This window comes from Flavobacterium sp. WG21, from assembly GCF_000335775.1.
Lineage (GTDB): Bacteria > Bacteroidota > Bacteroidia > Flavobacteriales > Flavobacteriaceae > Flavobacterium > Flavobacterium tructae.
Map to the genome: position 1 here is coordinate 46,433 of NZ_AMYW01000011.1, position 26,493 is coordinate 72,925.

28 protein-coding genes are annotated in these 26,493 nt (G+C 36.0%); 12 read left to right on the top strand and 16 right to left on the bottom strand.

The window, feature by feature from the left end; all coding sequences use genetic code 11:
* Positions 1–235 precede the first annotated feature (235 nt).
* A complete protein-coding gene (locus C245_RS0110400) occupies positions 236–1,648 on the bottom strand; it encodes a PLP-dependent aminotransferase family protein (RefSeq protein WP_017496535.1) in 1,413 nt (470 codons plus the stop codon).
* Positions 1,649–1,747: 99 nt separating this feature from the next.
* Between C245_RS0110400 and C245_RS0110405 the strand changes: the two genes are divergently transcribed.
* The 4 genes from C245_RS0110405 (at position 1,748) to C245_RS0110420 (ending at position 5,434) form a co-directional block, all read left to right on the top strand.
* Positions 1,748–2,206 (top strand): cupin domain-containing protein, encoded by a 459-nt coding sequence (locus C245_RS0110405; protein ID WP_230000545.1) that lies wholly within the window; start codon positions 1,748–1,750, stop codon positions 2,204–2,206.
* A gap of 19 nt (positions 2,207–2,225) precedes the next feature.
* The gene (locus tag C245_RS0110410; protein ID WP_017496537.1) at positions 2,226–3,110 is read left to right on the top strand and encodes a dihydrodipicolinate synthase family protein; all 885 of its coding nucleotides are present in this window, start codon (positions 2,226–2,228) and stop codon (positions 3,108–3,110) included.
* Between the two features lie 218 nt (positions 3,111–3,328).
* Positions 3,329–4,678 carry a DEAD/DEAH box helicase gene (locus tag C245_RS0110415; protein WP_017496538.1) on the top strand — a complete coding sequence of 450 codons (1,350 nt, stop codon included), beginning with the start codon at positions 3,329–3,331 and terminating at the stop codon, positions 4,676–4,678.
* Between the two features lie 309 nt (positions 4,679–4,987).
* The gene (locus C245_RS0110420) at positions 4,988–5,434 is read left to right on the top strand and encodes a hypothetical protein (RefSeq protein ID WP_017496539.1); all 447 of its coding nucleotides are present in this window, start codon (positions 4,988–4,990) and stop codon (positions 5,432–5,434) included.
* Positions 5,435–5,746: 312 nt separating this feature from the next.
* Here C245_RS0110420 and C245_RS0110425 read toward each other — a convergent pair whose 3' ends face one another.
* The 4 genes from C245_RS0110425 to C245_RS0110440 all read right to left on the bottom strand — a co-directional run bounded on the left by C245_RS0110425 (position 5,747) and on the right by C245_RS0110440 (position 8,734).
* Positions 5,747–6,325 (bottom strand): alkylphosphonate utilization protein, encoded by a 579-nt coding sequence (locus C245_RS0110425; protein WP_017496540.1) that lies wholly within the window; start codon positions 6,323–6,325, stop codon positions 5,747–5,749.
* A gap of 96 nt (positions 6,326–6,421) precedes the next feature.
* On the bottom strand, positions 6,422–7,141 hold the full coding sequence (locus C245_RS0110430; RefSeq protein ID WP_017496541.1) for a lipopolysaccharide core heptose(II) kinase RfaY: 720 nt from the start codon (positions 7,139–7,141) through the stop codon (positions 6,422–6,424).
* A 32-nt stretch (positions 7,142–7,173) separates the two neighbouring features.
* On the bottom strand, positions 7,174–7,632 hold the full coding sequence (coaD, locus tag C245_RS0110435; protein ID WP_017496542.1) for a pantetheine-phosphate adenylyltransferase: 459 nt from the start codon (positions 7,630–7,632) through the stop codon (positions 7,174–7,176).
* A 130-nt stretch (positions 7,633–7,762) separates the two neighbouring features.
* Entirely contained in the window at positions 7,763–8,734 is a 972-nt protein-coding gene (locus C245_RS0110440) for a D-alanine--D-alanine ligase (protein ID WP_017496543.1), read from the bottom strand.
* Positions 8,735–9,193: 459 nt separating this feature from the next.
* Here C245_RS0110440 and C245_RS0110445 point away from each other — a divergent pair, with 459 nt between their 5' ends.
* Both C245_RS0110445 and C245_RS0110450 read left to right on the top strand, forming a co-directional pair.
* Positions 9,194–9,817, top strand: coding sequence for a PASTA domain-containing protein (locus tag C245_RS0110445; protein WP_017496544.1), 624 nt, complete (start codon positions 9,194–9,196; stop codon positions 9,815–9,817).
* On the top strand, positions 9,807–10,850 hold the full coding sequence (locus C245_RS0110450) for an RluA family pseudouridine synthase (protein ID WP_017496545.1): 1,044 nt from the start codon (positions 9,807–9,809) through the stop codon (positions 10,848–10,850). Before C245_RS0110445 ends, C245_RS0110450 begins: the two co-directional genes overlap by 11 nt.
* A gap of 68 nt (positions 10,851–10,918) precedes the next feature.
* Here the strand turns inward: C245_RS0110450 and C245_RS0110455 are convergent, their stop codons facing one another.
* From C245_RS0110455 to C245_RS0110475, 5 genes are read right to left on the bottom strand one after another with little or no spacing between them, the layout of a single operon-like run.
* Positions 10,919–11,533, bottom strand: a complete 615-nt coding sequence (locus C245_RS0110455; RefSeq protein WP_017496546.1) for a hypothetical protein — start codon at positions 11,531–11,533, stop codon at positions 10,919–10,921.
* 8 nt (positions 11,534–11,541) lie between these two features.
* The gene (locus C245_RS0110460; protein ID WP_017496547.1) at positions 11,542–12,783 is read right to left on the bottom strand and encodes an ATP-binding cassette domain-containing protein; all 1,242 of its coding nucleotides are present in this window, start codon (positions 12,781–12,783) and stop codon (positions 11,542–11,544) included.
* Positions 12,784–12,801: 18 nt separating this feature from the next.
* Positions 12,802–13,659 carry a sulfurtransferase gene (locus C245_RS0110465; protein ID WP_017496548.1) on the bottom strand — a complete coding sequence of 286 codons (858 nt, stop codon included), beginning with the start codon at positions 13,657–13,659 and terminating at the stop codon, positions 12,802–12,804.
* A gap of 46 nt (positions 13,660–13,705) precedes the next feature.
* The gene (locus C245_RS0110470) at positions 13,706–14,515 is read right to left on the bottom strand and encodes a hypothetical protein (RefSeq protein WP_017496549.1); all 810 of its coding nucleotides are present in this window, start codon (positions 14,513–14,515) and stop codon (positions 13,706–13,708) included.
* Positions 14,516–14,558: 43 nt separating this feature from the next.
* On the bottom strand, positions 14,559–14,948 hold the full coding sequence (locus C245_RS0110475) for a DUF1398 domain-containing protein (RefSeq protein ID WP_017496550.1): 390 nt from the start codon (positions 14,946–14,948) through the stop codon (positions 14,559–14,561).
* 350 nt (positions 14,949–15,298) lie between these two features.
* Here C245_RS0110475 and C245_RS0110480 point away from each other — a divergent pair, with 350 nt between their 5' ends.
* On the top strand, positions 15,299–15,991 hold the full coding sequence (locus tag C245_RS0110480; RefSeq protein ID WP_157495831.1) for a hypothetical protein: 693 nt from the start codon (positions 15,299–15,301) through the stop codon (positions 15,989–15,991).
* A 41-nt stretch (positions 15,992–16,032) separates the two neighbouring features.
* On the opposite strand, the gene C245_RS0110485 is transcribed toward C245_RS0110480, so the two are convergent.
* The 5 genes from C245_RS0110485 to C245_RS0110505 form a co-directional block, all read right to left on the bottom strand.
* Positions 16,033–16,869 (bottom strand): mechanosensitive ion channel family protein, encoded by an 837-nt coding sequence (locus C245_RS0110485; protein WP_017496552.1) that lies wholly within the window; start codon positions 16,867–16,869, stop codon positions 16,033–16,035.
* Positions 16,870–16,961: 92 nt separating this feature from the next.
* Complete coding sequence (locus tag C245_RS0110490; RefSeq protein WP_017496553.1) at positions 16,962–17,399, bottom strand: thioesterase family protein; 438 nt, start codon at positions 17,397–17,399, stop codon at positions 16,962–16,964.
* An 84-nt stretch (positions 17,400–17,483) separates the two neighbouring features.
* Positions 17,484–17,969 carry a peptide-methionine (S)-S-oxide reductase gene (locus tag C245_RS0110495; protein ID WP_017496554.1) on the bottom strand — a complete coding sequence of 162 codons (486 nt, stop codon included), beginning with the start codon at positions 17,967–17,969 and terminating at the stop codon, positions 17,484–17,486.
* A gap of 106 nt (positions 17,970–18,075) precedes the next feature.
* Positions 18,076–18,570, bottom strand: a complete 495-nt coding sequence (msrA, locus tag C245_RS0110500) for a peptide-methionine (S)-S-oxide reductase MsrA (protein WP_017496555.1) — start codon at positions 18,568–18,570, stop codon at positions 18,076–18,078.
* Positions 18,571–18,761: 191 nt separating this feature from the next.
* A complete protein-coding gene (locus C245_RS0110505) occupies positions 18,762–19,160 on the bottom strand; it encodes an NUDIX domain-containing protein (RefSeq protein ID WP_017496556.1) in 399 nt (132 codons plus the stop codon).
* A gap of 209 nt (positions 19,161–19,369) precedes the next feature.
* Between C245_RS0110505 and C245_RS24265 the strand changes: the two genes are divergently transcribed.
* From C245_RS24265 to C245_RS0110520, 3 genes are all read left to right on the top strand, one after another.
* Positions 19,370–19,531 (top strand): hypothetical protein, encoded by a 162-nt coding sequence (locus C245_RS24265; protein WP_017496557.1) that lies wholly within the window; start codon positions 19,370–19,372, stop codon positions 19,529–19,531.
* A 37-nt stretch (positions 19,532–19,568) separates the two neighbouring features.
* The gene (gene dnaK, locus C245_RS0110515) at positions 19,569–21,452 is read left to right on the top strand and encodes a molecular chaperone DnaK (RefSeq protein ID WP_017496558.1); all 1,884 of its coding nucleotides are present in this window, start codon (positions 19,569–19,571) and stop codon (positions 21,450–21,452) included.
* Between the two features lie 269 nt (positions 21,453–21,721).
* A complete protein-coding gene (locus C245_RS0110520) occupies positions 21,722–22,276 on the top strand; it encodes a DUF6252 family protein (RefSeq protein WP_017496559.1) in 555 nt (184 codons plus the stop codon).
* Between the two features lie 136 nt (positions 22,277–22,412).
* On the opposite strand, the gene C245_RS0110525 is transcribed toward C245_RS0110520, so the two are convergent.
* On the bottom strand, positions 22,413–23,015 hold the full coding sequence (locus C245_RS0110525; RefSeq protein WP_017496560.1) for a hypothetical protein: 603 nt from the start codon (positions 23,013–23,015) through the stop codon (positions 22,413–22,415).
* Between the two features lie 185 nt (positions 23,016–23,200).
* Here C245_RS0110525 and corA point away from each other — a divergent pair, with 185 nt between their 5' ends.
* Both corA and pta read left to right on the top strand, forming a co-directional pair.
* Positions 23,201–24,274 (top strand): magnesium/cobalt transporter CorA, encoded by a 1,074-nt coding sequence (gene corA / locus C245_RS0110530; RefSeq protein ID WP_017496561.1) that lies wholly within the window; start codon positions 23,201–23,203, stop codon positions 24,272–24,274.
* Between the two features lie 60 nt (positions 24,275–24,334).
* The gene (gene pta, locus C245_RS0110535) at positions 24,335–26,428 is read left to right on the top strand and encodes a phosphate acetyltransferase (RefSeq protein WP_017496562.1); all 2,094 of its coding nucleotides are present in this window, start codon (positions 24,335–24,337) and stop codon (positions 26,426–26,428) included.
* Positions 26,429–26,493 lie beyond the last annotated feature (65 nt).

A 26,493-nucleotide genomic window follows, 5' to 3' on the forward strand; every position in this document is an offset into this window, starting at 1 on the left:
AGGTTTTTTGTTTCGAGTTTCAGGTTTCAAGTTTCAGGTTTCATATAGAAATGTGATTAAACTTTGCGCAGACTTTACCGCAAAGACGCAAAGGTTTACGCAAAGTTCGCAAAGTCTATCACAAAGCTTTGGTAACTTAGCGTTTTTATAAAATCCCAGATAGTAAAAAACTTAGCGTTCTTTGCGGTTAATCTTTTACCTTCATTCGAAACCTGAAACCTGAAACAAACAAAACTCACAACAGCTTAGCAAGCTCGACGATTCCGTCTTCGATTTGTTTCTCGGTTAATGAGGCATAACCAAGCCTAAATCCTTGCACAGGTTTGTTAAAACTGAATTTCTCGGGTGTTATTATTTTGATCCCTTTTAAGAGTAGTTTGTCCGCAATTTGAGAAATATCAACTGGCGAGTTAGGAACTATCCAAAATGCCAGGCCTCCTTCGGGTTTGGTAAAAGTGGTTTTGTCTTTGAGGTATTTGTTGCAAATCGTTTCAAAATAGTCGCGTTTTGCTTTGTAAATAAGGGTTGTTCGTTTGAGATGTCTTTTAATCTCGCCTTCGTTTATGAGCTGTAAAACGGCTTCTTCCATAATGTTGTCACCTTGTACATCAATTATTTTTCGGTGTTTACCCACTTTTAAAATGGTTTCACGATCACTTACCAAATATCCGATTCGTAAGGCAGGTGCAACAATTTTGCTCAGTGTTCCAATATAAACCGTGTTTTTGGCATTGCTGTAACTTGAAATAGGAAGAATAGGTCTTTGTCCGAAATGAAATTCATGATCGTAATCGTCTTCGATAATGGTAAAACCGTATTGATTGGACAATTGGATGAGTTTTAATCTTCGTTTGAGACTCAGGGTAACCGTAGTTGGAAATTGATGATGCGGTGTTACGTATATGGCTTTTATGTTGTTGAATTTTGTCAGATAAGCTTCGACCTCATCAATCAGCAAGCCGTCTTTGTCGACATTTATTGGCAGTAATTTAGCTCCACTGCTTTGAAATGTTTCCCAAGCGGCCTGATACCCCGGGTTTTCGACCATTACGTAATCGTCTTTTGATAGTAAACAGTTGGAGGTTAGGTACATTGCCATCTGGCTTCCACGTGTGATGCAAATTTGGTCCGGAGTGACATTCATTCCTCTTTTAAAATTGAGCATCTGCACAATGGCTTTTCGAAATTCCAGATTTCCGTACTCGGTACTGTATCCCATGATCTGCCAACGCGATTTGCGATTAAAAATCTGTCGGTAAGCTCTGGCGAGTTCGTTCATTGGTGCAATTCGACTATCGGGGATTCCATCATCAAAAACAATAAGAGGCTGTTTTTGTTCCTCAGTATAATTTGGTTTTTGCTTTTGATCGATGTTTTTGGAAGCCAATGGCAGAATATCGGCTACGAAAGTTCCTTTCCTTTCCAATGTAATGAGCCAGCCTTCGGCAATTAAGACGTCTAAAGCTTCAATAACAGTATTTCGGTTCACTTTTAGCAAGCCTGCAAGCTGCCGGCTGCCGGGCAGTGCATTACCGCTGTTGAGCATTCCGGTTTGAATGGCTTCGATGATTGCATCAGCGATTTGTAGATAAATGGCTTTTGCATCATTTGTGTTGAGTTGAATTTCTAATTGCCAAGGTCGTAACATCTGGACTATTTGTTTATGTTAAAACTGTATCAGTTGAGTAGTCCAAAGTTAAGATAATTTTGTGGAGCAATAATGCAAAACACAATAATTATTAAAGTTATGGAAACTAAAAAACAATTTTCTTCAAAAGATTTTCACGAAACTTTTGCCAGACCCACTTTTGTGATGCCTGAAAAATTAATTCACAAAAATGTAGAGCAAGCCGGAGTTCACAATCAATTTTCTACCGAGCGAAAACATCCGGTTTTCTTTGTAGATCTTCCAAGTAAAAACGTGAGTATGACCATTGGCGGTTTATTACCGGATCAATTGACAAACAGACATCGTCATACGTATGAAACCGTTATTTATGTAATTGAAGGGCATGGGTATACCGAGATTGAGGATATAAAAGTAGAGTGGAAAGCAGGCGATGCTGTTTACATTCCGAGTTGGGCTTGGCACAGGCATCAAAATTTAAGCAGTGAAGCATCGGCGAAATATATTGCTTGCGAGAATGCACCGCAGCTTCAGAATTTAGGTGTGGCATTAAGAGAAGAAGAAGGCAGGGATCTTTAATTTAAAACAATTGAAAAACATGAAAAACAATCTATTCAAGGGCATTATTGCTTATCCGATTACTCCATTTGATCAAAATGAAAAAGTAGATATTGCTTTATATAAAAAACTACTGGAACGTTTAATTGTTTCCGGTTGTCACGCTGTCGCCCCGCTTGGAAGTACCGGAGTTATGCCTTATTTGTCAGATGAGGAAAAAGAAGCTATTACTGTGGCAACAATCGAACAGGTTAGTGGCAGAGTTCCGGTTTTGGTTGGCGTATCAAACCTGACGACAGAGAAAACCATTTATCATGCTAAATTTGCCGAAAAATCAGGTGCCGCTGCCGTAATGATTATCCCGATGAGTTACTGGAAGCTTACAGATGATGAAATTGTTCAGCATTTTGATGCAGTAGCGAAGCAAATTTCGATTCCGATAATGGCTTACAATAACCCTGCAACGGGGGGAGTAGATATGTCGCCCGCTTTATTAAAAAGACTTCTTGAGATTGCTAATGTCACGATGATAAAAGAAAGTACCGGAGATGTTCAGAGAATGCATTATTTAAAGCGGGAATTGGGCGATGATGTTGCTTTTTTTAACGGCTCAAATCCGTTGGCATTGGCTGCATTTTCTGCAGGAGCTACAGGCTGGTGTACGGCTGCGCCCAATTTAATTCCGAAATTGAATCTGGATTTGTATCATGCGATTGAGAACAATGATTTAGAGGCTGCGCAAAAAGTATTTTACAAACAATTGAATCTTTTAAAGTTTATCGTTAACAAAGGTTTGCCACGAGCAATCAAGGCAGGTTTGGAAATTCAGGGAATAGAGGGTGGTTTTTTAAGAAGCCCGCTAAAACCATTAACCGCAACTGAAATTGAAGATTTTAAGTTGATCTTAAAGGAAATAGAACAGTAATGGATTAATTTTTTTAACCGCAAAGTACGCTAAGTTTTGTAAAGCATGGTTTATACAAGGGCAATGAACGCAAAGCTTTGCGTTCATTGCCCTTGTCAACGCTTTCTAAATTAAAAAAATCTTAACGTACTTTGCGGTTAAATTGTCAAATAGTTGAGATCTGAAACCCGAAACAAACAAAACCTGAAACAAAAAAGTATTTTGACTACTTTTGCAAAATGAATAAAAAACACCATTCCAACAATATACTTTCGAATTTAGGAATTGAGAGTCTAAATGAAATGCAAGAGGTAGCGCAGGATGCTATTTTGAACGATAATAATGTTTTACTGCTTTCTCCAACAGGATCAGGAAAAACACTAGCTTTTTTACTGCCTATTTTAGAGTTGTTACAGCCTGAAATTCTTTCGGTTCAATGTTTAATTTTAGTGCCTTCCCGTGAATTAGGTTTGCAGATTGAGCAGGTTTGGAAGAAAATGGGGACTTCCTATAAAGTAAATATTTGCTACGGAGGTCACTCTATTGATACTGAGATTAAAAATTTAAGCAATCCTCCGGCAGTTTTGATTGGAACTCCGGGTAGAATTGCCGATCATATTGACCGGGATACTTTCCGCACCGATAAAATTCAGACTTTGGTTCTGGATGAGTTTGATAAGTCTTTGCAGCTTGGTTTTCATGAGCAAATGTCATATATTATTGGAAAGTTAACGAAACTGAACAAACGTGTTTTGGTTTCAGCGACTTCTGATATTGAGATTCCAAGATATACCAGAGTAGTCAATCCAACTGTTTTGGATTTTATTCCGGAAGAGGAAGAAAAAACAAATCTTTCGATGAAAATGGTGGTTTCACCCGCTAAGGATAAACTGGACAGTTTGTTCAATTTGATCTGTTCATTGAAATCACAGTCCGCTATTATTTTCTGTAATCATCGTGATGCAGCAGAACGCATTAGTGATACTTTAAACGAAAAAGGAATTTATGCTACCTATTATCATGGCGGAATGGATCAGGAGGAACGTGAGCGTGCACTGATTCAGTTTAGAAACGGAAGTATGAGTTATCTGATTACTACCGATTTGGCCGCACGTGGATTGGATATTCCGGAAATGAAACACGTTATTCATTATCATTTACCTTTAAAAGAAGATGAATTCACGCACCGAAATGGTCGTACGGCACGTATGCAGGCTTCAGGAACAGCCTATATTATTGTTCACGAAAGTGAAAAGCAACTGGATTATATTGATTACGGAATGGAGGTTTTAGAGGTTGCCAGCACTACAGTTTTGCCAAAACCACCTCAATTTCAAACCATTTATATTAGCGGCGGAAAGAAAACCAAATTGAATAAAATAGATATTGTTGGTTTCTTTTCTCAAAAAGGAAAACTTGAAAAAGGAGATTTGGGGCTTATTGAAGTAAAGGATTTTGTATCGTTTGCTGCTGTTAAATACAATAAGGTAAAAGATTTGCTTAAAAATATTAAAGACGAAAAAATGAAGGGCAAGAAATTCAAAATTGAAGTTGCCCGCAAAGTGGTCAAGAAAGAGGAGGAGAGGTAATCTTTCCGGCTCTATCTTTTTTGGCAGATGTTTTTTATGGGAATCTTTGTAAGAGTTCAGAATTTAAATGAAGTTTTGAGTCTGAAATTACCGTAAATCAATAAGGACTTTGAGTGTTTTTAATCCTGTTTTTGAGGTGTTTTAGTTTTTAATTAGCTGTTTTTCAGTGTTTTGATTTGTGGTTTTATTGTTCTTTAAAGATGTCTTGTTAAGGGAGATTACAGGGGAATAAAAAATAAGGACGAAGGCTTTAATTTATCATATTTTCTGCGTTTCTTGTGCCCGTAAATAATAAACCCCAAATTAATTATGAAAAGAATTATTACGATTGCTATTTTGTTGTTTAGTGTTGTGTCTTTTGCACAAATTAAAGTTATTGAAACTGTACCGGTTGAAAAATTAGGAAAAGTAAATAACAATTACATTCAGAAAATTGGAGATGAGTATACGGTGTATTATACCAGTATACAAAACGATGATGAATCATCAAGTCTAAGAAAATTTACATTTAAGAATGTTAACAATGATTACGCGAGTCTTTACAACATTATCATGAATGGTTTCACGGCAAGCCCTTTGTATGATATTAAATTAGAATTACCGAATAACTATATCTGGTTGCACTACACAGGAAGTGTTGTTCCGGAAAAAGCTACGGTTCAGTTCATGGTTTCTTCAAAAGAGGCTGCTGCTGCAACAAGCAGTGTTTCTGAGCCATTTGTAAAAGATCAGATCAATAAATTATTCCAAAAATAGGTTTAATTGTAAATCACTAAAAAAGGCTATTCAGATTTTGAATAGCCTTTTTTTTTGTTTTCAGGTTTCAGGTTATTTTTGTTTCAAGTTTCAAGTTTCAAGTTATGGCTTTGAGAGTAAAAGCTAAAAAAACTTAGCAACTCAGCATCTTAGAACCTTAGTACCTCAAAAGAGCTTTGTCCCTTTGTAACTCTGAACCTCTGTTCCTAAAATTATATTTGTTTAAGGTTTCAAGTTTCAGTTGTGGCTTTGAGAGTAAAAGTAAAAAACTTAGTACCTTAACGACTCAGCAGCTTAGAACCTCAAAAAAAACTATATTTTCTTCACGTATTGGGTAATAATCACGATTTGCTGACCGTCAACTTTTCCTTCAATGTATTCGGCGTTTTCATGGTCTAAACGGATGTTACGTACAGCAGTTCCTTGTTTGGCCACCATGCTCGATCCTTTTACTTTAAGATCTTTAATTAAAACTACTGAATCTCCGTGTTCTAAAATTACACCGTTACTGTCACGATGAACGATTTTATTTTCGTCGTCTTCACCTTCGCCAGTGGCGCTGGCCCATGCCAGCGTATCTTCGTCTAAATACATCATATCCAGTAATTCCTGTGGCCAACCTGCAGCACGCATACGGCTTAACATTCTCCAGGCTACAACCTGTACGGCAACGTTTTCATTCCACATACTGTCATTAAGACATCTCCAGTGGTTTAAATCAACATTATCCGGATTTTCAATTTGGTCTATACAGGTATTGCAGGCAAATATAGCTTCATCAATTCCGCCTTTTTGAGTTGGCAGTACCTGGTATACTTTTAGGTTTTCCTCCGCTCCGCAAAGCTCGCATTTAGATCCGCTGCGTTTGTTTAATTCTCTTTCGATGCTCATTATTTATTGTTTGTTTTAAAAAGGCGAAATTACTTATAATTAAGATAAGTAACAAGTTTGTGTTTTGTACGATAAAAGTTGATTCAAATGAAGAGGTCAGTAATATGCTTTTTTAAAAATCGATGATAATTGATTTGGAATATTAAGGGCGTTTTCCAAATCTATCAAGCCTTTTAAAAAACCATTTCCTAACTTATTGTTTGTGTTTTTGAGATCTTCATTTATTCTTTTATTCTTGTCTTTGTAGCAGTTTACTTTTTTGCAGTAGTGAAAATCTGGATGATGTAACTGCCCGTAATCAATTAATTTAATGATATAATTGTCATCATTTTTGTCAGATATCATTACATTATCTAAGTGTGGATCACCATGCGCAAATTCTGATGAATGCCAATTTTTTAGTTCCAGACCGAATTGTTCAATGGCATTGTTTACTTTATTGAAATCTTTGGAATGATTTATTTTAACAAATTCAGATAAAGTACTTCCTTCAATGTATTCTAAAATTATTAGCCATTTATTTTTATGTTTTATTCGCTCAATATGTTTTAGTAAAAATGGATATTGGCTGTTTTTTTTCTGAATTTCATTAAAAACTCTGTGACTTCCATCTCTTCTGCGTCCATAATGGTTGTGTTTGCTATATCCTATAAATGATACGGGTGTTTTGCTGTAAAAGTGTTTTAAAATGTATTTGACATTTTTTTCATCTTCACAAATATAAATATTGGCATTTGGTCTGTCTCCCTGGTTTTCTAATAACCTTTTTGTTACCGCATATATTTTTGAGTTTCCACGAATATTTTCACCGACCATTTGAAATATTTTAGACTGAATACATTGTTGTTTTATTTCTTCACCCTAACCGCATCCGGAACCAGCATTTCATATTCTCCGCCATGACGTAATACATCACGTACTATGCTTGAACTAATAAATGATGTACTTGCAGCTGTTAGTAGAAATACGGTTTCTATTTTAGACAATTTCCTGTTGGTGTGTGCAATCGCTTTTTCGAATTCAAAATCGGCAGGATTGCGTAAGCCTCTCAGGATGAAATTAGCTTTAAGTTTTTTGGCCAGATCAATGGTTAATCCTTCATAAGTGATCACTGAAACTTTTGGTTCATCTTTAAAAGTTTCTTCTATAAAACGTTTTCTTTCTTCGAGTGAAAACATGTATTTTTTTTCGGCGTTGACACCAATGGCAATAACGATTTCATCAAATAAAGGAATTCCTCTTTTGATGATGTCTTCGTGTCCCAGTGTAATGGGGTCAAATGATCCGGGGAATAGGGCTTTTCGCATTTTTTTTGTTTTTGAGGGGCATAGATTCAAAGGTGCAAAGGATCAGAGGCTTTGTCTTTTGATTAAAAAAACTTCATTAATTGAAGTAGCAAGTAAACCTTTGTACCTTTGTACCTTTGCTTCTTTGTGACTATTTTAAAGCTAACTCAATCGCATTGGTAAATAAATCTTCCAGTGAAATTCCTGCTGCGTGGGCTTGCTGTGGAATCAAACTTTCGGTGGTTAAACCCGGAATGGTATTCATTTCGAGCATATAAGGTTCGTTGTCTACAATAATGAATTCGCTTCTGGAGAAACCTTTCATTTTTAAGACTTCGTAGGCACGTTTTGCTGTTTCGCTTACTTTTTGAGTTAATTCGTCAGAAATTCGGGCAGGAGTAATTTCCTGTGATTTTCCTTCGTATTTGGCCTCGTAATCGAAGAAGTCATTATCAGATACAATTTCGGTAATAGGTAAAACTTTAATTTCTCCCTGATAATTGATTACTCCTACTGAAACTTCGGTTCCGTCAAGGAAACTTTCGATGATGATTTCGTTGTCTTCTTTGTATGCTACTTCGATTGCAATTGGAAGTTCGGCCTCTGTTTTTACTTTTGAAATTCCGAAGCTGGAACCTGCTTTGTTTGGTTTAACAAAACATGGTAAACCTACTTTCTTAACGATTTCGTCAGTATGGATTACATCGCCTTTATTTAGGTAATACGAAATTGCCGTTTTGATTCCGTATGGTTTTAAAACCGATAATAAATCACGTTTATTGAAGGTTAATGCAGCCTGATAGTAGTCGCAGGAAGATTGTGGAATCCCTAGTAACTCAAAATAAGCCTGCATTAAACCGTCTTCGCCCGGAGTTCCGTGAATGGCATTGAAAACACAGTCGAAAGTAATTTTTTGATCGTTTACGGTTACTGAAAAATCGTTTTTATCAATGGTAAATTCGGCGTTGTTTTCGTCTACATAAACCCATTTTTCTTTGAAAATATGAATACGGAATCCGTTGTATTTTGTTTTGTCAAGATATTGATGTACCACGTTTCCGCTGATTAACGAAATTTTATATTCGCTTGAATACCCGCCCATGATAATGGCTATGTTTTTCATTTTGTGATGTTTATGTGTTTAACCGTTTATTTGTGTATTTGTTTAATCGTTGTTTTTTGTCGGGCTGAACTTCGACTTCGCTCAGTCTGACAGTTTGTTTTATTCGTTTGTTTGTCGGGCTGAACTTCGACTTCGCTCAGTCTGACAGTTTGTTTTGTTCGTTTGTTTGTCGGGCTGAGCGGAGTCGAAGCCCTGTTTGTTGAACTTCGACTCTACTTAGTTTGACACCAGTGGCAGAACCTAAAACCCTAGCCCTGATGGGAGCGGCATCCTTTTGTGTACGCGATAGCGGACGCAAAAGATACAGCGGACAGCAGGAAAGAGCTTCTAAAAATTAAAATTGCAAAGCGCTTTATTTTCCATAAGAATGGCAATCAAACGACTTTCTTGTCTAAAACAAAATTATCATTTTTTTTGAAACGAAATAGCTTTATCTTTGCGACTAATAAAAATAAATTTATGAGTTTACGTAAGTATTTAACGAGCCGGGTATTTTTTGTGCAAGTATTAAGTGCGGCTGCTATAATTGCCGTTTTAGGCTATTTGTTTATGCATTGGTTGACTTTTACAACTGATCATGGTAATGAGGTTACTGTTCCGAATTTAGCTAAACTGACTGAGGAGCAAGTAGAGTCAAAACTGGATGAACTGGACCTGGATTATGTACTTTTGGACAGCGTTGATTATCGAAGTGAATTCCCAAAATACAGTGTTGTTGAGCAGGATCCTCTGCCAGGAACAAAAGTAAAAGTGGGAAGAAAAATATATATTAAAATTAATGCATCAGGATTCTCATCGGTTAAAATACCTGATTTAATTGAGAAAACTTATCGTGAGGCGGTTCCAACGCTAAAAGCTTTAGGGCTTGAAGCAGGAACTATTACTTATATTCCAAACTTAGGGAAAGATATGGTTTTGGAGATGCGTTATAAAGGAAGAAACTTAAAAGTAGGAGATCGCGTGTTGAAAGCTTCTAAAATTGACTTGGTTTTAGGAGATGGAAAAGCAACTTATGAAGATGAAGGGCAGGCTGTAGACAGTGTAGCTGCGCCAACTACTGAAAAAACTAATGATGAGCAATAATACTGAAAATTTAGATCTGGAAGACGAATTGTTCGAACACTTCAGATTTGAAGTCCCTAAAGGTCAGGCGCTTTTGCGTATTGACAAATATTTAATGAATTTGATTCAGAATGCGACACGAAATAAAATTCAGAACGCCGCTACTGAAGGAAACATTTTTGTGAATGATATTCCGGTTAAATCAAATTATAAAGTAAAACCGTTTGATGTGGTGACGGTGATGTTGTCGCATCCTCCTTTTGAAAACCATGTTTTGCCGGAAGATATTCCGTTGAACATTGTATATGAAGACGATGCTTTGTTGTTAATCAACAAAGAGCCGGGAATGGTGGTGCATCCGGGGCACGGGAATTATACCGGAACACTAGTGAATGCGCTGGCACATCATTTTGATAATTTGCCAATGAACAGTAGTGAACGCCCGGGCTTGGTACACCGAATTGATAAGGATACGTCCGGACTTTTGGTAGTGGCAAAAACCGAAGCGGCAATGACACATTTGGCCAAACAATTTGAAGCCAAAACCTCAGAACGCGAGTATATTGCTCTTGTTTGGGGGAATGTAGCGGAAGAATTCGGAACGATAGAAGGAAACCTTGCCAGACATTTAAAAGACCGCATGCAAATGGCTGTTTTCGCAGATCCTGAAATAGGAAAGCCTGCCATTACGCATTATAAAGTACTGGAACGTTTTGGTTATGTGACTTTGATTTCCTGTAAACTGGAAACCGGAAGAACACACCAGATTCGTGCTCATATGAAGCATATTGGGCATCCGTTGTTTAATGATGAACGTTACGGAGGTCATTTAATTTTAAAAGGAACTACATTTACCAAATACAAACAGTTTATCGAAAACTGTTTTAAAGCATTACCACGTCAGGCGCTGCATGCTAAAACACTTGGTTTTGTACATCCAAATACAGGTGAAATGATGCGTTTTGATACGGAACTGCCTCAGGATTTTCAGGATTGTATCGAGAAATGGCGTAATTATGTGAAATCGCACAATGTAGATGATGAAGAAAATTAATTGGATAATTTGTCGATTAGAAAATTAGATAATTTATTATAAAAAGAAAGCTCCTAATGGAGCTTTTTTTATGGAATTGTTTTAATCGTTAAATCGGTTATTTTGGCTTGTCCGTTGGTTATGAAACCTAGTTGGCCTTGCTGATTTAGATTGCTTTTTTCGACGGAACACTCTAAGAACGTTTGATTGTTGACAGCAAAGTACAACTGATTGTTTGAAACTCTGATTTTCACCGTATACCATTTGTTGTTTTCCAGTTGCATTGGTTTCTTAAATAGGGATGGACCGCCGCGTTTGCCATATTCATCATTGTTTTTATGATAAACACCTCTTCCGATAATGATATTTTTATCAATTGTGTACAGATAAGCCCGAATGTAATTTTCCCGATGGATATGAAGCATGACTTCAAACAAAGATTCTTTGACGATGTTAACTTTAAAGTCGATTTCGTAGTTTTTTGGAAGTTTCTTTTTGGATTCGATCACGCCCCAATGCATTGGACCTCCGTTTCCGGTTAAGGTATCGTTTTGGAGTCTCCATTCATTGGGATTAAAATTCCAATCGGATTTTAACGCGGCAGTTTTTGTGATTTGATATTCTTTTTTCGCAGTCGAAATAGTACCTGAACAGGAAATCAGTAGTATTGTGGATGCTAGAAAAGTAAGATATTTAATTTTCATTTTTGTTTTTAATTTAACTCTGAATGGTATTTGATTTTACCGATAGATCCGGTTGGAGTTGGCAAAAGTTCAAATACTGAGGTAGGAGCGAGGCCATTTTCTATACGATGTGAAACGTACAGTATGCTAACATTTGTTTCTTGTTTGATGGTGTTGATCAATTGAATGACCAAGTCAACATTTTCATCGTCAAGACCTTCGACAGGTTCATCGAGAATCAATAACGGAGGATGTTTTAGAACGGCTCTGACAATTAAAGCGACTCTTTGCTGTCCTATAGAAAGGTCAATGAAGCGTTTTTTTCGTAAGTGGCTCATTTCAATTACTTCGAGCCATTGTGCTACTGTTTGTTTTTGTAAAGTAGTGGGGTCAATATACAATCCGATGGAATCAAAAAAACCGGAAAGAATCATTTCTTCCAGAGTATGTCCCTTTTGAAACAGGTCAGTCATAGAAGTTGCGAAAATTCCAATTTGCTTTTTAATGTCCCAAACACTTTCGCCACTTCCTTTTTTTCTTCCAAATAGATACAAATCCTGACCGAATCCCTTTGGATTATCGCCCGTGATTAGAGACAAGAGGGTGCTCTTTCCTGAACCGTTGGGACCAACCAGTTGCCAGAATTCACCTTGTTTAATCGTCCATGAGATGTTATCGACAATTTTTCTTTCCTCGTAACTTACGGAGACTTTATCCATTTTGATTAAAACACTTTCGTGAAAAGAGTGCGGTTCAATCGCTTTGGGAATTGCTGCTGTGTTTAAAGTTTTAAAATGTTTTTCGTTTTTTGAAATAGGATGCAGTTCAAAAGAATTGTCTTTAATCGATGCTTTATTCGGAACGAAATCAAGTACATCTGCTACGCGATTGACCAATTGAATGATTGCAATGTTATCGGTTAATCTTTCCAGAGATTTTGCTAAAGCAGCACGTGAGGCCAGATCTAAATGATCAAAGGGATTATCAAAAATGATAAAATCAGGATTTTGATTGATGCAATATTTGAGAAACTCTTTCTTACGTTCGCCCGAAGAAAAAGTTCTTAGCTGTCTGTGTGATTCAGGAGCTGCTTCAATAGTATCGTATTGGTATTCTTTTTCAATGAATTTCTCGATAGCGATGTCTGAGAACAAAATACCTTTTTGAGTGTTAAAAAGGGCTAATTCTCCTTTGGCTTCCCCTAAAAGTAAAGTGTCTATAAAAGCTTTTTTATTGACCTGATTTGATAAAAGTATGTCCCAATGCTGCATTTCTGTATCTTAAAGTAATTATTCAATTGGTTTAGTAGCCATTTCACGATTGTTACGAGACCATTCGCTCCAGGAACCTACATATAGTTTAGGGATGGGTATTCCAGCATAATCCATAGCCAGTAAAGTATGACAGGCGGTGACTCCTGAACCGCAATGAACGATAATATCTTCTGTTTTTTTATCACCGATGATTTGGGAATATTTCTCCTTTAAGATTTCAGGAGAATGGTAAAAACCGTTTGCGTCTAAATTTTCACTAAACGGAACATTAATCGCACCCGGAATATGTCCTGCAATCAAATCTAGAGGTTCTGTCAGACCGTCAAATCGATTTTTGTCTCTTACATCAATTACAATGTTTTCGTTGTTATTTCGGGCTTTTTCGACTTCTTCAATGTCAGCAGTTTTTAAAGTCCATTTTGAAATAGGATATCTTTCAGTCGGTTTAAAAGTTTCGATTTCAGCATTTGCTGGAAAACCTGCTTTTACAGCTTCGTGTAAACCACCATTTAAAACCTGAACTTTTTCATGTCCTATCGCCCGAAGCATCCACCAAAAGCGAGCTGCTGCGTTTGATCCGTTTTTATCATCATAAATTACGACATGACTTTCGGGTGAAATTCCTGCTTTAGAAAGTACCTCAGAAAATTTCTCTATGGAAGGTAAGGGATGTCTTCCGCCGTTTGAAGGATCGGTCGCTACGGTTGCCAGGTCCTTGTTCAAATCGATATAACGTGCTCCTTTAAGATGTTCACTGCGATAATTTTCTTCTGCGTTTACTCCGGCTCTGGCGTCAATGAGAATAATTTCAGGTGAATTAGAGCGTTGTACTAATTCTTTAGGGCTTAGGATCGGTGAAAGTTTAGTTGCCATCTTAAAAAAGTTTATTTTTTAGAATTCTTATACAAAATCGGCGTATTTAGTCTGCAAAGGCCTGTGTATAAAAAACTAAAAAAGTATGGTTTGTTTTATCATATCGCAAGCAATCCCAATTACTATAAACAGAGCTTGTAGCAAGACAAAGGGTATTTGACAGATTGGTTCTCGAAACGTTTTTTGCAAAGGATCCATGGTCTAATGCGAAATCCTCGTCTTTTGACAGGTCGGTAATTTTAGCCGCAACATAGGTTTCTAAATAATTATCGGGATGTTCTTTAAGAGCGTCTTCATTGTAAAATAAAAATTCATCTGCAAATTGATAGTCAAGTGTTCTGAAAAAACCAGCATCAGGATTGGTGTCAGCGAAGCCATTTTGGACCTTTATGTCTTTGTATAATTCAGCATATTCAGAAGTTAGGCTGTTATAGAGTAAAATCGAAATTTTCACCTTCTTTTTGTCGTAAACTATAAAAACAAAATCATTACTGTCTTCCTGAAATAGATTTCCTTTGGCCATAGAAAGTAATTCGTAATTAGGATTTTCGCTAAAAAAAACCTGTTGTTCTTTGTTTAGTTTTTGAATCCATTTATCATGAATAACTAAAAAAAGTTTTTTTTCTGAAAATTGCTTTAAGTCCCTTTTGTGCTCTGTTATTCGGGATGTAAATTCAGGATTGTCGTATGTTGAGATCTCATAGTTTGGAGAACCAACAGACTTATTTTCTGAAGTTTTTGTATGTGTACTTTCTTTTTTAGTAATGCTGGACGTGTTTATTTTATCTTCTGATTGTTTTGAATTGCAGGCAAATAGTAATAGTGTGAGACCCACTACGGCGATTGTATTTTTCATTAAATAGGATTCTTTGGATCGTTTTATTTTTAGAGTTAAAAGGTTAACCTGGAATTTTCTCGATTAGGATTTCATTTTCGTCTTTGTCAAAATAAGTACAGGTCATTTCTATAATATCGACTCTCCATTTGGCTATTCCACATTGCGCAGCGTGGCGACAAAAAGTAAGGTAATCGGTCTGACCATCCTGATGCATCACTAAAAATTCGATAAAACGTTCTTTGTTCGGAACTGATTCTACTTTTATCTCGTCGTATTTTTCGTCAGCCGTTACATGATAATTGTTTACTCCGTAGTATTCCACATGTCCGTCATGCACGAAAGTATCATAGCCTTTTACGCCTAAAATGATTAAGTCCTGAATATAATTAGGGAAGTCAGCACCGGTTTGTACTTTAGCATGTGCTTCTTTGATTTGTTCTATTGTAAACATATATTTTAATTTTAAATGATGTGAATTAGAAAGAATAATTATGATGTTTTTTATTTGTTTTCTCTGAGTTGTGCAGTAAGGTACTTCTGTTTTCTCTTCCGAAAACTTGTAAAAAGGGAGTTAGCATAACTGACGTGGTTAATTTTTGTTGTTGATTCAAAAATACAATTTATGATCTTAAAATGGAATTGAAAATGCAATAAATAATAAATAGGAGGGGATATAATTTTCCTATTTTTCTTAATATATTGTATTTTAACGAGTATTTTATCACTTTGTAGAGTTTCTTTTTCAGCATATCATTTTGTCAGTAATTTAGTAAAAGAATGTTGCACCTAAAATTTGACATCATGAAAGCAGTACTACTTTTGTTCCTAATTGCTTCCCCCATATTTGCGCAGGAAATGAATACATTTGATTTTGCTGTGATAAATTCGACTGTGATTTCGCCAAATATTGATCTGGACAAGGGGAGAAGTGTTGTTGCGGGAAATAAAAATCAGTATTCTGCTTATTTTCAGTATGCGCTTACCATGTGTGAGGATGATATTATTTTTGGGGCGGGTATTAATAAATCTGAATTAGACCGAACCTACGTTGGTTATATTGGTAAGATGTGTGATAAGTTTCGTGCAACAATCTCTGTGGGTTATGTAGAATCCCGAAGCGGATATGACGGAACCTTTACAGGTTTTAGTGTATCCTGGCATTTTGATGAGAATACTTTTATTGGGGGTAGCCTGGCAAATTTGCATTCCTCCAGCATTCATAATGGTAGTGATGAAGGGTTTGACTATTATAAAAAACTGGCTCCAAAAGTCTTTGCGAGTTATGAAATTATTCCCAATCTCATTGTTTTCGGGCAATTAAACAGCAGGGTCAATGACATTGCACTGAAGTATCAGAATACTCGTTTTTCGGCAGGAGGATTTTATTCCGGCCATGGAGAAGAGGGAATTTTCGGAACGGTTAACGTGGGGCGCTTTGCGGTTTCCTGCAGTACTACTTTTGATAAAGTTAATTTTGGGCTGAAGTTTCAATAAAAAAGTTCTGAACTGCAGCATGAAATAATCTGGAGAGTAAATTACTTTTTGAGTGTTATTACCTGCTGTGGATAAGGAATATCAATATTATTTTCATCAAAACGTTTTTTAATGCTTTGGAGCAAATCACAATAGAGGATAAAGCCATCTGTAGAGTTTTTTGCCCATGCCCATGCTTTTAAGGTTACGCTTGAGTCTGCCAGTGCTACTACACGAGCTACAACCAGAGGTGTGTTTTGTTTTTTGCTTTCGGCAGTTCGGGTATCGATAAAAAACGGATGTTTGGCAATTTCGTCCTGCATGATTTCTAAGGCCTTTTCAATATCAGACTGGTAGCCAATGCCGATTTCGATGATTTTACAACATTTGCTATCATGCATGTTGGTGTTGACAATAATCTGGGCGCTGATTACTGAATTTGGAATGATAATCCGGTTGTTTTCGGCATCTTTCAGGACCACTTGTCTTAGATTGATATCTTCTACAGTACCCACAAAATTGTTGATGGTAATTTTATCGTTGATGCGAAAAGGTTTAAAAACAACAAGAAATATTCCGCTTACAATATTGCTTAAGGCTTGTTGCGAAGCCAGACCGGCAACAATTGAGATTACTCCGGCTCCTGCCAGAACCGAGTGACCTATTATTTTAAATTCGGGAATCTGAATTAACGCAAAGGCAAACCCTAAAATATAAATTACAGTAATGATCAGGTGCTTCAGGAACTTAAAGCCGGTAGCATCATATTCTTTATTGGCCTGTTTGCGATACAAAAAATAACGAAGTACCTTATCCGTAACCGCACCAAGAATTATTGTGACAATGGCAATAATGGCAATGAAAATCCCTATTCTAAAGTCTTTTAAGTAGTCGATCATAGGTTTTAAGTTTGAAAAAAAAATCCAAAAAACGACTTTTGTTAGAATGTGCTTTTTGGATTTTTGTAATTTATATCAGATTGAATTTTACTTTAAAGTCCAACAAAATCATCACTTTTTGGGAAGATGCTTAATGCTTCGATAGCGATTTCCGGTGTTGGAGAAGCTAATTTACGAAGTTTAGTATCCATCCAGGCCCCGTCAACTGTAATAACAGCACAAAGTGTGTCGTCTTCTCTTCTAAATTCATGAATGATCGACCAGCGTGAAGCATCCGCTTTCATTTTTGAGGTTTTGGTATGAATAAATATTTTGTCAGAAAGTTTTAGTTCTTTTCTGAAAATACATTCTTCTCTAAACAAAACAGGTCCAAAACCCTGCGTTTGCATTACTCTTAAAGTTAAACCCAGTTCTTCAAGGATTTCAATACGATGCTGTGCGCCAAAATCGTAATAAGCACTGTGACGAACGTGAAAGTTTGGGTCAAGATCTGACCAGCGAAAAGAGATTTCTTTAATAAATGAAGCCATTTTGTAATTGTAATTTTAATGAAAAACCGAAATTACGAATATTTATATCTCTTTTGGAAAACTGAAGAATATTTTACTTTATTTTTAACTGCTTTTTTTATGTTTTTCAAACTCCTCTTGTAATTTTTTCAGTTTTGGAATAATAGTAGTCTGGCAGAACGGAGCTTCTTTTCGGGTTTCGTAATAGTGTAGAAATTGTTCTTCGTTGCTTTTAAAGGCAGTAAAAGGTAAGATTCTGGTAATGTGTTTTCGGTTTAATTTATGATCTAGTTTTTGGAGTATTTCTGAAATTTGGATAGCTTCATTGATGTCGAAAAAGTAAATAGCAGATCGGTATTTTTCTCTCATACTGTGATTTGAAGTGCTGGAATGTGTAATCAAATGTGCTTCAATGAGAACTTCTAACGGGATAATACGGGAATCAAAATCAACAAGAACAGCTTCCGAAAAAGTATCGTCAGGTGCTTCAGATTTTATCCAGCCCTGCCGTACATTGGTTACTCCTTCAAAATAATCAAAAACTGCTTCGGTACACCAATGACAGCCTCCTCCAAAACCTATTGTATTCATTTGATTACTGTCATATTAATTCCTGTCTATTTGATCCAATACTATCTCCAATAAAGTTTTGAAATTTTTATGATCTTCTTTATTGGAGATAAAAGATGGTTTGTACTTAGAGTAAGAAACTCTCTTCAAATCTTTCAAAGTGACAGGTGTAGCCATTTGGGTGTTTTTGCAGATAGTCCTGATGCTCCGGTTCGGCAGCCCAAAAAGGACTATAAGGCTCTAAAGTAGTGACTACGGTTTCTCCCCATTTTTTTGAAGTATCTACAAGATTAATGACCTCTTTGGCAATGGCCTTTTCCTCTTCGTTTTGATAAAAAATGGCAGAACGATAACTGGACCCCATATCATTGCCCTGACGATCTATCGTAGTAGGATTGTGAATGCGGTAAAAATAGTCCAGAATCTCTCTAAAGTTTGTAACTTCAGGATTATAGGTCAGTTCTATTCCCTCAGCATGGCCGGGATGATTCCTGTAAGTTGGGTTTTCGTTTTGTCCGCCAATATAACCTACTTCTGTATTTAAAATTCCCGGACGGGTTCTGAACAGTTCTTCCATTCCCCAGAAGCAGCCTCCTGCGATATATGCTTTTTTAGTTTCCATATTTTACAATTGTTATTGATGTGCTGAAATTTTAGTACTGCAATTTACTAAATATGGGAATAGTATTAATGCTAATTGTGTATGTTTCAGTTTGTCAATTGTTTGTACTTTTTTTGATGCTTTGTCGGTTCTGTTATGGTTTTCTGAAACTGCAAAACAAAAAATTCTCTTCGCCCATCTTTAATTTTTGTTTAATTGATCCATCCGTTTTCTTTCAGATGTGTGAAGATAATTTTATCAACTTCTGAAATGATGTCCAGATCTTTATAATTTAACCATTTAATTTCTGCTATTTCATTGCTTTCCTTGGGTGTTCCGGTGTAATCTGCCTTGTAGCAGGTCATTTTTACGGTAATTCCATCTGCATGTCCGTCAGATTGTGCTTTGAAAGTTCCAACATATTCGATAGATTGCGGTAGGATTTCAACGCTTAGTTCTTCCTGGATTTCCCTGATTAAAGTTTGTTCATCAGTTTCGTTAGCTTCTCTTTTTCCGCCCGGAATATAATATTTGTTTTTTCCTCTTGATTTAGTGCTTAGAATTTGACCATTTTCGACTTTTATTAATGCGATTTTATCAATTTCGATCATCAGTTTGTTTTTTTATAATTTGTTAATGTTGCTTATTATTAATTTCTTCTTTTAAGATGCTATCTTTAAAGCTTAAAAATCAATAAAAAAGAGAGAGTTGAATTTTGTTTGGTTAAAACGGGACTCTATTATTTTTCAAATGTAGCATGTTTTGCTGTAAATAAGAGACTTGACGGGGCTTTTTATACTGTTGTTTTATGACTTAATGAATGATCAATTCCGTTAATAATGACATGCAAAAAACTATTGTGCCACGTATGTCAGGTATTAAAAATGTCATGTTGTCAGATGATTATTGTCGTGCCAATAGTAAAACTGACAATTTACTTTGGTTTTTTATATTGGCACAAAGATTGACTTATGCCACCTGAGTTATAAAATGTATATCAAAAATTAAATATATAAAAAATGGGTAAAATAATCGGAATTGACTTAGGTACGACGAACTCTTGTGTTTCTGTAATGGAAGGTAACGAAGCAGTTGTTATCCCTAACGCAGAAGGAAAAAGAACTACACCATCTATCATCGCTTTTGTTGAAGGTGGAGAAATTAAAGTAGGTGATCCTGCAAAAAGACAAGCAGTAACGAATCCTACAAAAACGATTGCTTCTATTAAACGTTTTATGGGACACACTTTTGCTGAAACTCAAGAAGAGGCAAAAAGAGTTCCTTACAGTGTTGTAAAAGGTGACAACAATACTCCACGTGTGGATATTGACGGTCGTTTATACACTGCTCAGGAGTTGTCTGCAATGACACTTCAAAAAATGAAAAAAACTGCTGAAGACTATTTAGGTCAAACTGTAACTGAAGCGGTTATTACTGTTCCTGCTTACTTTAACGATGCACAACGTCAAGCTACTAAAGAAGCTGGTGAAATCGCTGGTCTTAAAGTTATGCGTATCATCAATGAGCCAACTGCTGCTGCACTTGCTTACGGATTAGATAAAAAAGGAACTGATCAAAAAATTGCTGTTTACGATTTAGGTGGAGGTACTTTTGATATCTCTGTTCTTGAATTAGGAGACGGTGTATTTGAAGTATTATCTACAAATGGTGATACTCACTTAGGTGGTGATGATTTTGACCAAGTTATTATTGACTGGTTAGCTGACGAATTCAAATCTGAAGAAGGAATTGATTTACGTTTAGACCCAATGTCATTACAACGTTTGAAAGAAGCTGCTGAGAAAGCTAAGATTGAATTATCATCTTCTGCTGAAACTGAAATCAACTTGCCATACGTAACGGCTACTGCTTCAGGACCAAAACACTTAGTGAAAAAATTATCAAGAGCTAAATTTGAGCAATTATCTGATACTTTAGTAAAACGTTCTATGGAGCCAGTTGCTAAAGCATTAAAAGATGCAGGTTTATCTACATCTGATATCGACGAAGTAATCCTTGTTGGAGGTTCTACTCGTATGCCAAGAATTGCTGACGAAGTAGAGAAATTCTTCGGTAAAAAAGCTTCTAAAGGTGTTAACCCTGATGAGGTTGTTGCTATTGGAGCAGCTATTCAAGGTGGAGTTTTATCTGGAGATGTAAAAGATGTATTGTTACTTGACGTAACTCCTCTTTCTTTAGGTATCGAAACTATGGGTGGTGTATTGACTAAATTAATCGAGTCTAACACAACTATTCCAACTAAAAAATCTCAAGTATTCTCTACTGCTGCTGATTCTCAACCATCTGTTGAAATCCACGTATTACAAGGAGAAAGAGCTATGGCAGCTGATAACAAAACTATCGGTCGTTTCCACTTAGATGGTATTCCACCAGCACCAAGAGGAGTTCCTCAAATCGAAGTAACTTTCGATATCGATGCTAATGGTATCATCAAAGTTTCTGCAACTGATAAAGGAACTGGAAAATCTCACGATATCCGTATCGAAGCTTCTTCTGGTTTAACAGCTGAAGAAATCGAAAAAATGAAAAAAGACGCTGAAGCTAACGCTGATGCTGACAAAATTGCAAAAGAAAGAGCTGAGAAATTGAACGAAGCTGACAGTACTATCTTCCAAACTGAATCTCAATTGAAAGAGTTAGGGGATAAATTGACAGACGATCAAAAAACAGCTATCGAATATGCTTTAACTGAATTGAGAATGGCTCACCAATCTCAAGATCTTGATGCAATCCAAAAAGGATTAGACAATGTTAATGCAGCTTGGAAAACAGCTACAGAAGCAATGTACGCTCAAGGTGGTGAAGGGCAACAAGCAGCTCCACAACAAGAGCAGTCTCAAGGAGATAACGTTGAAGACGTTGAATTCGAAGAAGTAAAATAATTCTTATTTAAACAATAATGAAAACCGGGTCAGAAATGATCCGGTTTTTTTATTTAAACCCGACAGGTTTCAAAAACCTGTCGGGTTTGTTTTGTGGATTATATTAGGAAAATAAAGTTTCGAATTTCTTGTATTGAATATTTAAACCGGACAGGTTTTTAAAACCTGTCCAGTTTGCCGAAATTATTTGTTGCGAATGTGGTTTTACGTAAGTTTATTAGGGTTTTTAGCCTTTATTTTGAAAAAAAATAATTTAAACTAACTCTCACATGAAGAAAATTTTAAGCATTGGATTATTGACGTTATCAGTCTTGTTAACAGCTTGCAGTAGTGATGAAAATGATAAGAAGGATAATGGTAACTCTGTTTCGGCTACCATAAATGGTACAGCATGGAATGCAACCAAAATTAACAGTGTAACATTAATCAAAGTAAAAAGCGAAAAACAGCAACGTTTTGATATTAATATTCAGGACAATGCCCAAATGTTATCGCTAGCCTGTGTAAGCGAACTGACAACTGCTGATGCTATGCCAATAAAAGCTTATAACTTTGATGAAAATGCAGAAGATGAGGATAATATGGATGCTTTATTCATAAATACTTATTTAATTGATGGAAGTACTTTTACAGAACATTTTGTTCAGACTGGAAAGTTAACCATAACTTCGATGGATCCTGCTAATAAAACGGTATCCGGAACTTTTAGCTTTACGTCTAAAAAAGTAGGTTCGCTGCAGACTAAAGTTAATACTCCTGAAATTTTTGAAGTAAAAAACGGAACTTTTACAAACTTGTCTTATACTGTCATAACACAACCATAATTAGAATACTTTGTTTTGAAAAAAACCGAGCCAGAAATGACTCGGTTTTTTTTATGGTTAGTGTTTAATTGTGTTGTATTTTTAATTTAAACCGGACAGGTTTTTAAAACCTGTCCGGTTTGTTTATAGTATTACATTATGAATTAAGGAAATCTTCCAATGAAGTAAAATTTTCTTTTTGCTGATGCGAACTTTTTAAGCCTTCAATATCCTGAAACAATGAAATTACTTTTTCACGTTTTAGTTTTGTAGGTTTTTCAGAGATACAGGTTTGATAGGAACTCCAGGGATATTCAATCGGGCGTTGGCAGAAGCCATGATTTACAGGGTTGTAATGGATGTATTTTATAACAGTTTGTAAATAAGTTTCGTTATCAATTAGTTTTCGCTTAAAAGCTCGTTCAAATAATGCACCATGTCTATTATATCCTTTATTGATTGCTTTTGTATAGGCATTAAACAAGTTTCCAAAGGATTGATGAGGGGCTATAATTCGTTTAATTTCGTAGTCTTCGTGAGTACGAAGGATTTCTTCAAAAGTTTTAATTCTAACCAGTAAGTGAAAATGATTTTTAAGCAGGCACCATGCAAAAGTTTCTGCGATTGGTTCAATATGTTTATTGTACAAATTGAGAAAATGCACATGATTTCTATTTTCTTTAAAAAGATTTTCGTTATTAATACCACGATTGTAAATATGATAGTATTTTCCAAATTCTAAAGGTTCTGTAATTTGCATGTTTATGTGTTATTTGCCAATTGTTTACGTTATCTAAACCGGACAGGTATCAAAAACCTGTCCGGTTAAATTATTTAAAGTAGTAAAAATAGTACAATTTATAATGATATAAGCTTAGCAAAATGACAATTGTCATTTTCCATTCGGAAACTTTTTTGTAATATTACTTTGTAAATCATTTTTGAATGAGAAAGATAAAATACAAGAAAGGCAGAAAGTTGCAGCATACAAGTCTGGAGTACACGGGCACACATAAAAGTCATGAAACAGAAATGCAGCTTTTTGTTTATAATGATACTGATATTGTTGAATATGAGAAATTTACGGTTTTGGCCATAAATTCATGTTTTGATTATACTAAAAATAATTGGCTGAATATTCACGGATTAAATGATATCAGTCTTATTAAAACAATCGGAGATCATTTTAAAGTAGATGATTTCTTACTGGCTGATATTTTAAATACGACCAAAAGAACCAAGTTGGAGGAACAAAAGGATATTTTATTTTTCAATATAAAATCGTTGTTGCCTTCAGAGTATTCAGACGGTCTTAAGGTTGAGCAGCTCAGTTTTATTTTAAAAGACGGAATACTGATTTCTTTTCAGGAAAAAAGAAGTGATTTCTTTACACACATACGTGAACGCCTGCGCACCCATGCCGGAATCGTAAGAACAAAAAAGGTCGATTATCTGCTTTATTTGTTGCTGGATGCCGTAATGGAAAACTTCTATATAACCATCGAAGATGAAGAAGATAATATCGAAGAACTTATAGATTTAACCAAAAAAGGAGCAGATCCGGTTATTTTGGAAAAAATTGAAAATCATCGCGATAATTTTAATTTTTTAAAACGTTCCATCACTCCGCTTCGTGATTCACTTTATTATCTGAAAACCATTAAAGATGATGATGAAAACAATGGTCTTATTCAGAAAGAAACCTTTAATTTTTTCATTAGACTGCATCAGAAAAGTTTAGAACTTCTGGAGCAGATTGAGTCTGATATGAGTTCTTTAGAAAGTGCTTCCAATTTCTATTTTTCGGAACAAAGCCGAAAAATGAATGAGATTATGAAAACCCTGACCATCATTTCAGCCATATTTATTCCGCTTACTTTTATTGTTGGGGTATACGGGATGAATTTTGAATATATGCCGGAATTAAAGGAGAGAAACGGCTATTTCATTGTGATGACCAGCATGTTTTTATTGGTCATAGCCTTAATTATTTATTTCAAAAAAAGACGTTGGTTTTAACGTTTATTTATCGTTAAAAAATAGATTATATACGACATTTGTTGAGTTAATACATAAATTATGAGTAAAGCAATATATATAGCTACGAGCGACCAGAACAGCGGAAAATCAATTGTGACACTTGGTTTGATGAGTATTTTGATTGGTAAAACGGCTAAAGTGGGTTATTTCAGACCTATCGTGGAAGATTTTGTAGATGGCGAGTTAGACAATCATATCGAAACAGTACTGTCACATTTTAATTTGGATATTAAATTTGAGGATGCCTTTGCGATCACCAAAAGCAAACTAATCAAGAAAAAGAACAAAGGGAAAATAGGAGAGGTTCTCGATTTGATTATCGAGAAATATAAAAAACTTGAAGAACGTTTTGACTTTGTTCTGGTAGAAGGAACAAGCTTTACCGGAGAAGGAACCTCGATCGAACTCGATTTGAATGTTTTGATCGCTAAAAATCTTGGCATTCCTACTATTATTATCGGATCAGGAGTTGGCAAAACTTTAGAAGAATTAGTAGACAGCCTGTATTTGGTTTATGATTCCTTTAAAGTGAAAGAAGTTGAAGTTTTATCGGTCATTGCCAATAAAGTACAACCGGAAAATATAGAATTGGTGACACAGGGATTGCAAAAAAGTTTGCCGACGAATGTGCTTATCAATACCATTCCGCTGATTTCAAGTTTGAACAATCCAACGATGCAGGAAATAGTCAATCAGCTAGATGCCAAAGTACTGTTTGGAGGTGCTTATCTGAATAATGAAATAGGGCATTTTAGTGTTGGAGCAATGCAATTGCACAATTATCTGGTCCATTTGCATGATAATGCGCTAGTGATTACTCCCGGAGATCGTTCGGATATTATCCTGGGAGCTTTACAAGCCAACGAATCGGCAAATTATCCAACAATATCCGGAATTATTCTAACCGGAAACATTGTTCCTGAAGAAAGTATTTTAAAACTTATCGAAGGTCTTTCATCCATCGTACCTATTATCGCAGTTGATGGCGGAACTTATGGTATTACAAACAAAATTGGATCTATCAGATCAGAAATCTACGCCAATAATACTCATAAAATAGAAACCTCGATTAGTACTTTCGAAAAGTATGTTGCCATGGATGATTTGTCTGAAAGGCTAATCACTTTTGAAGCAGAAGGAATGACACCAAAAATGTTTCAGTACAACATGGTGAAGAGAGCCAGACAGCACCGAAAACATATTGTTTTACCGGAAGGAAACGACGAGAGAATTATCATCGCCGCTTCGAGATTGTTGTCGATGGATGTTGTCGATATTACGATCATTGGAGATAAAAAACAAATTGAAGGTAAGGTCAATGAGCTTGGAATTACATTGGATTTTTCTAAAATCAATATCATTAATCCTATTGAATCAGAGCTTTATGAAGATTATGCCAACACTTATTATGAGCTTCGTAAAGCCAAGAATATCAGCATTACTACCGCAAGGGATTTAATGGAAGACGTTTCTTATTTTGGAACGATGATGGTGTATAAAGGACATGCTGACGGAATGGTTTCAGGTGCTGCTCATACCACGCAGCATACTATTTTACCCGCTTTACAATTCATTAAAACCAAGCCCAATTCATCAGTAGTTTCGTCTGTGTTTTTTATGTGTTTAGAAGACAGAGTTTCTGTTTTTGGAGACTGTGCCATTAATCCAAACCCAACAGCAGAACAATTGGCAGAAATTGCCATTTCATCGGCAGAATCAAGCTCAGCTTTCGGAATTGAGCCTAAAATAGCCATGCTTTCTTATTCTTCAGGTTCTTCAGGAAAAGGGGATGAAGTAGATAAAGTAAGAACCGCAACTGAAATCGTAAAACAAAAACGTCCTGATTTAAAAATTGAAGGACCAATCCAATACGATGCCGCCGTAGATCGTGCTGTCGGAAAAAGTAAAATGCCGGACTCCGAAGTAGCAGGGCAGGCGAGTGTGCTTATTTTTCCGGATTTAAATACAGGAAACAATACCTATAAAGCAGTTCAGCGTGAAACCGGTGCTTTGGCTATCGGCCCAATGTTACAAGGGTTAAACAAACCGGTAAACGATTTAAGCCGTGGCTGTACCGTAGATGATATCATCAATACCGTGGTAATCACTGCTATTCAGGCGCAAGGACTTTAATCAATTAAAAAACGTAAGTCAGGCTGAGCAGAGTCGAAGCCTTCTTTGTTTGCCCGGCCTTGGAC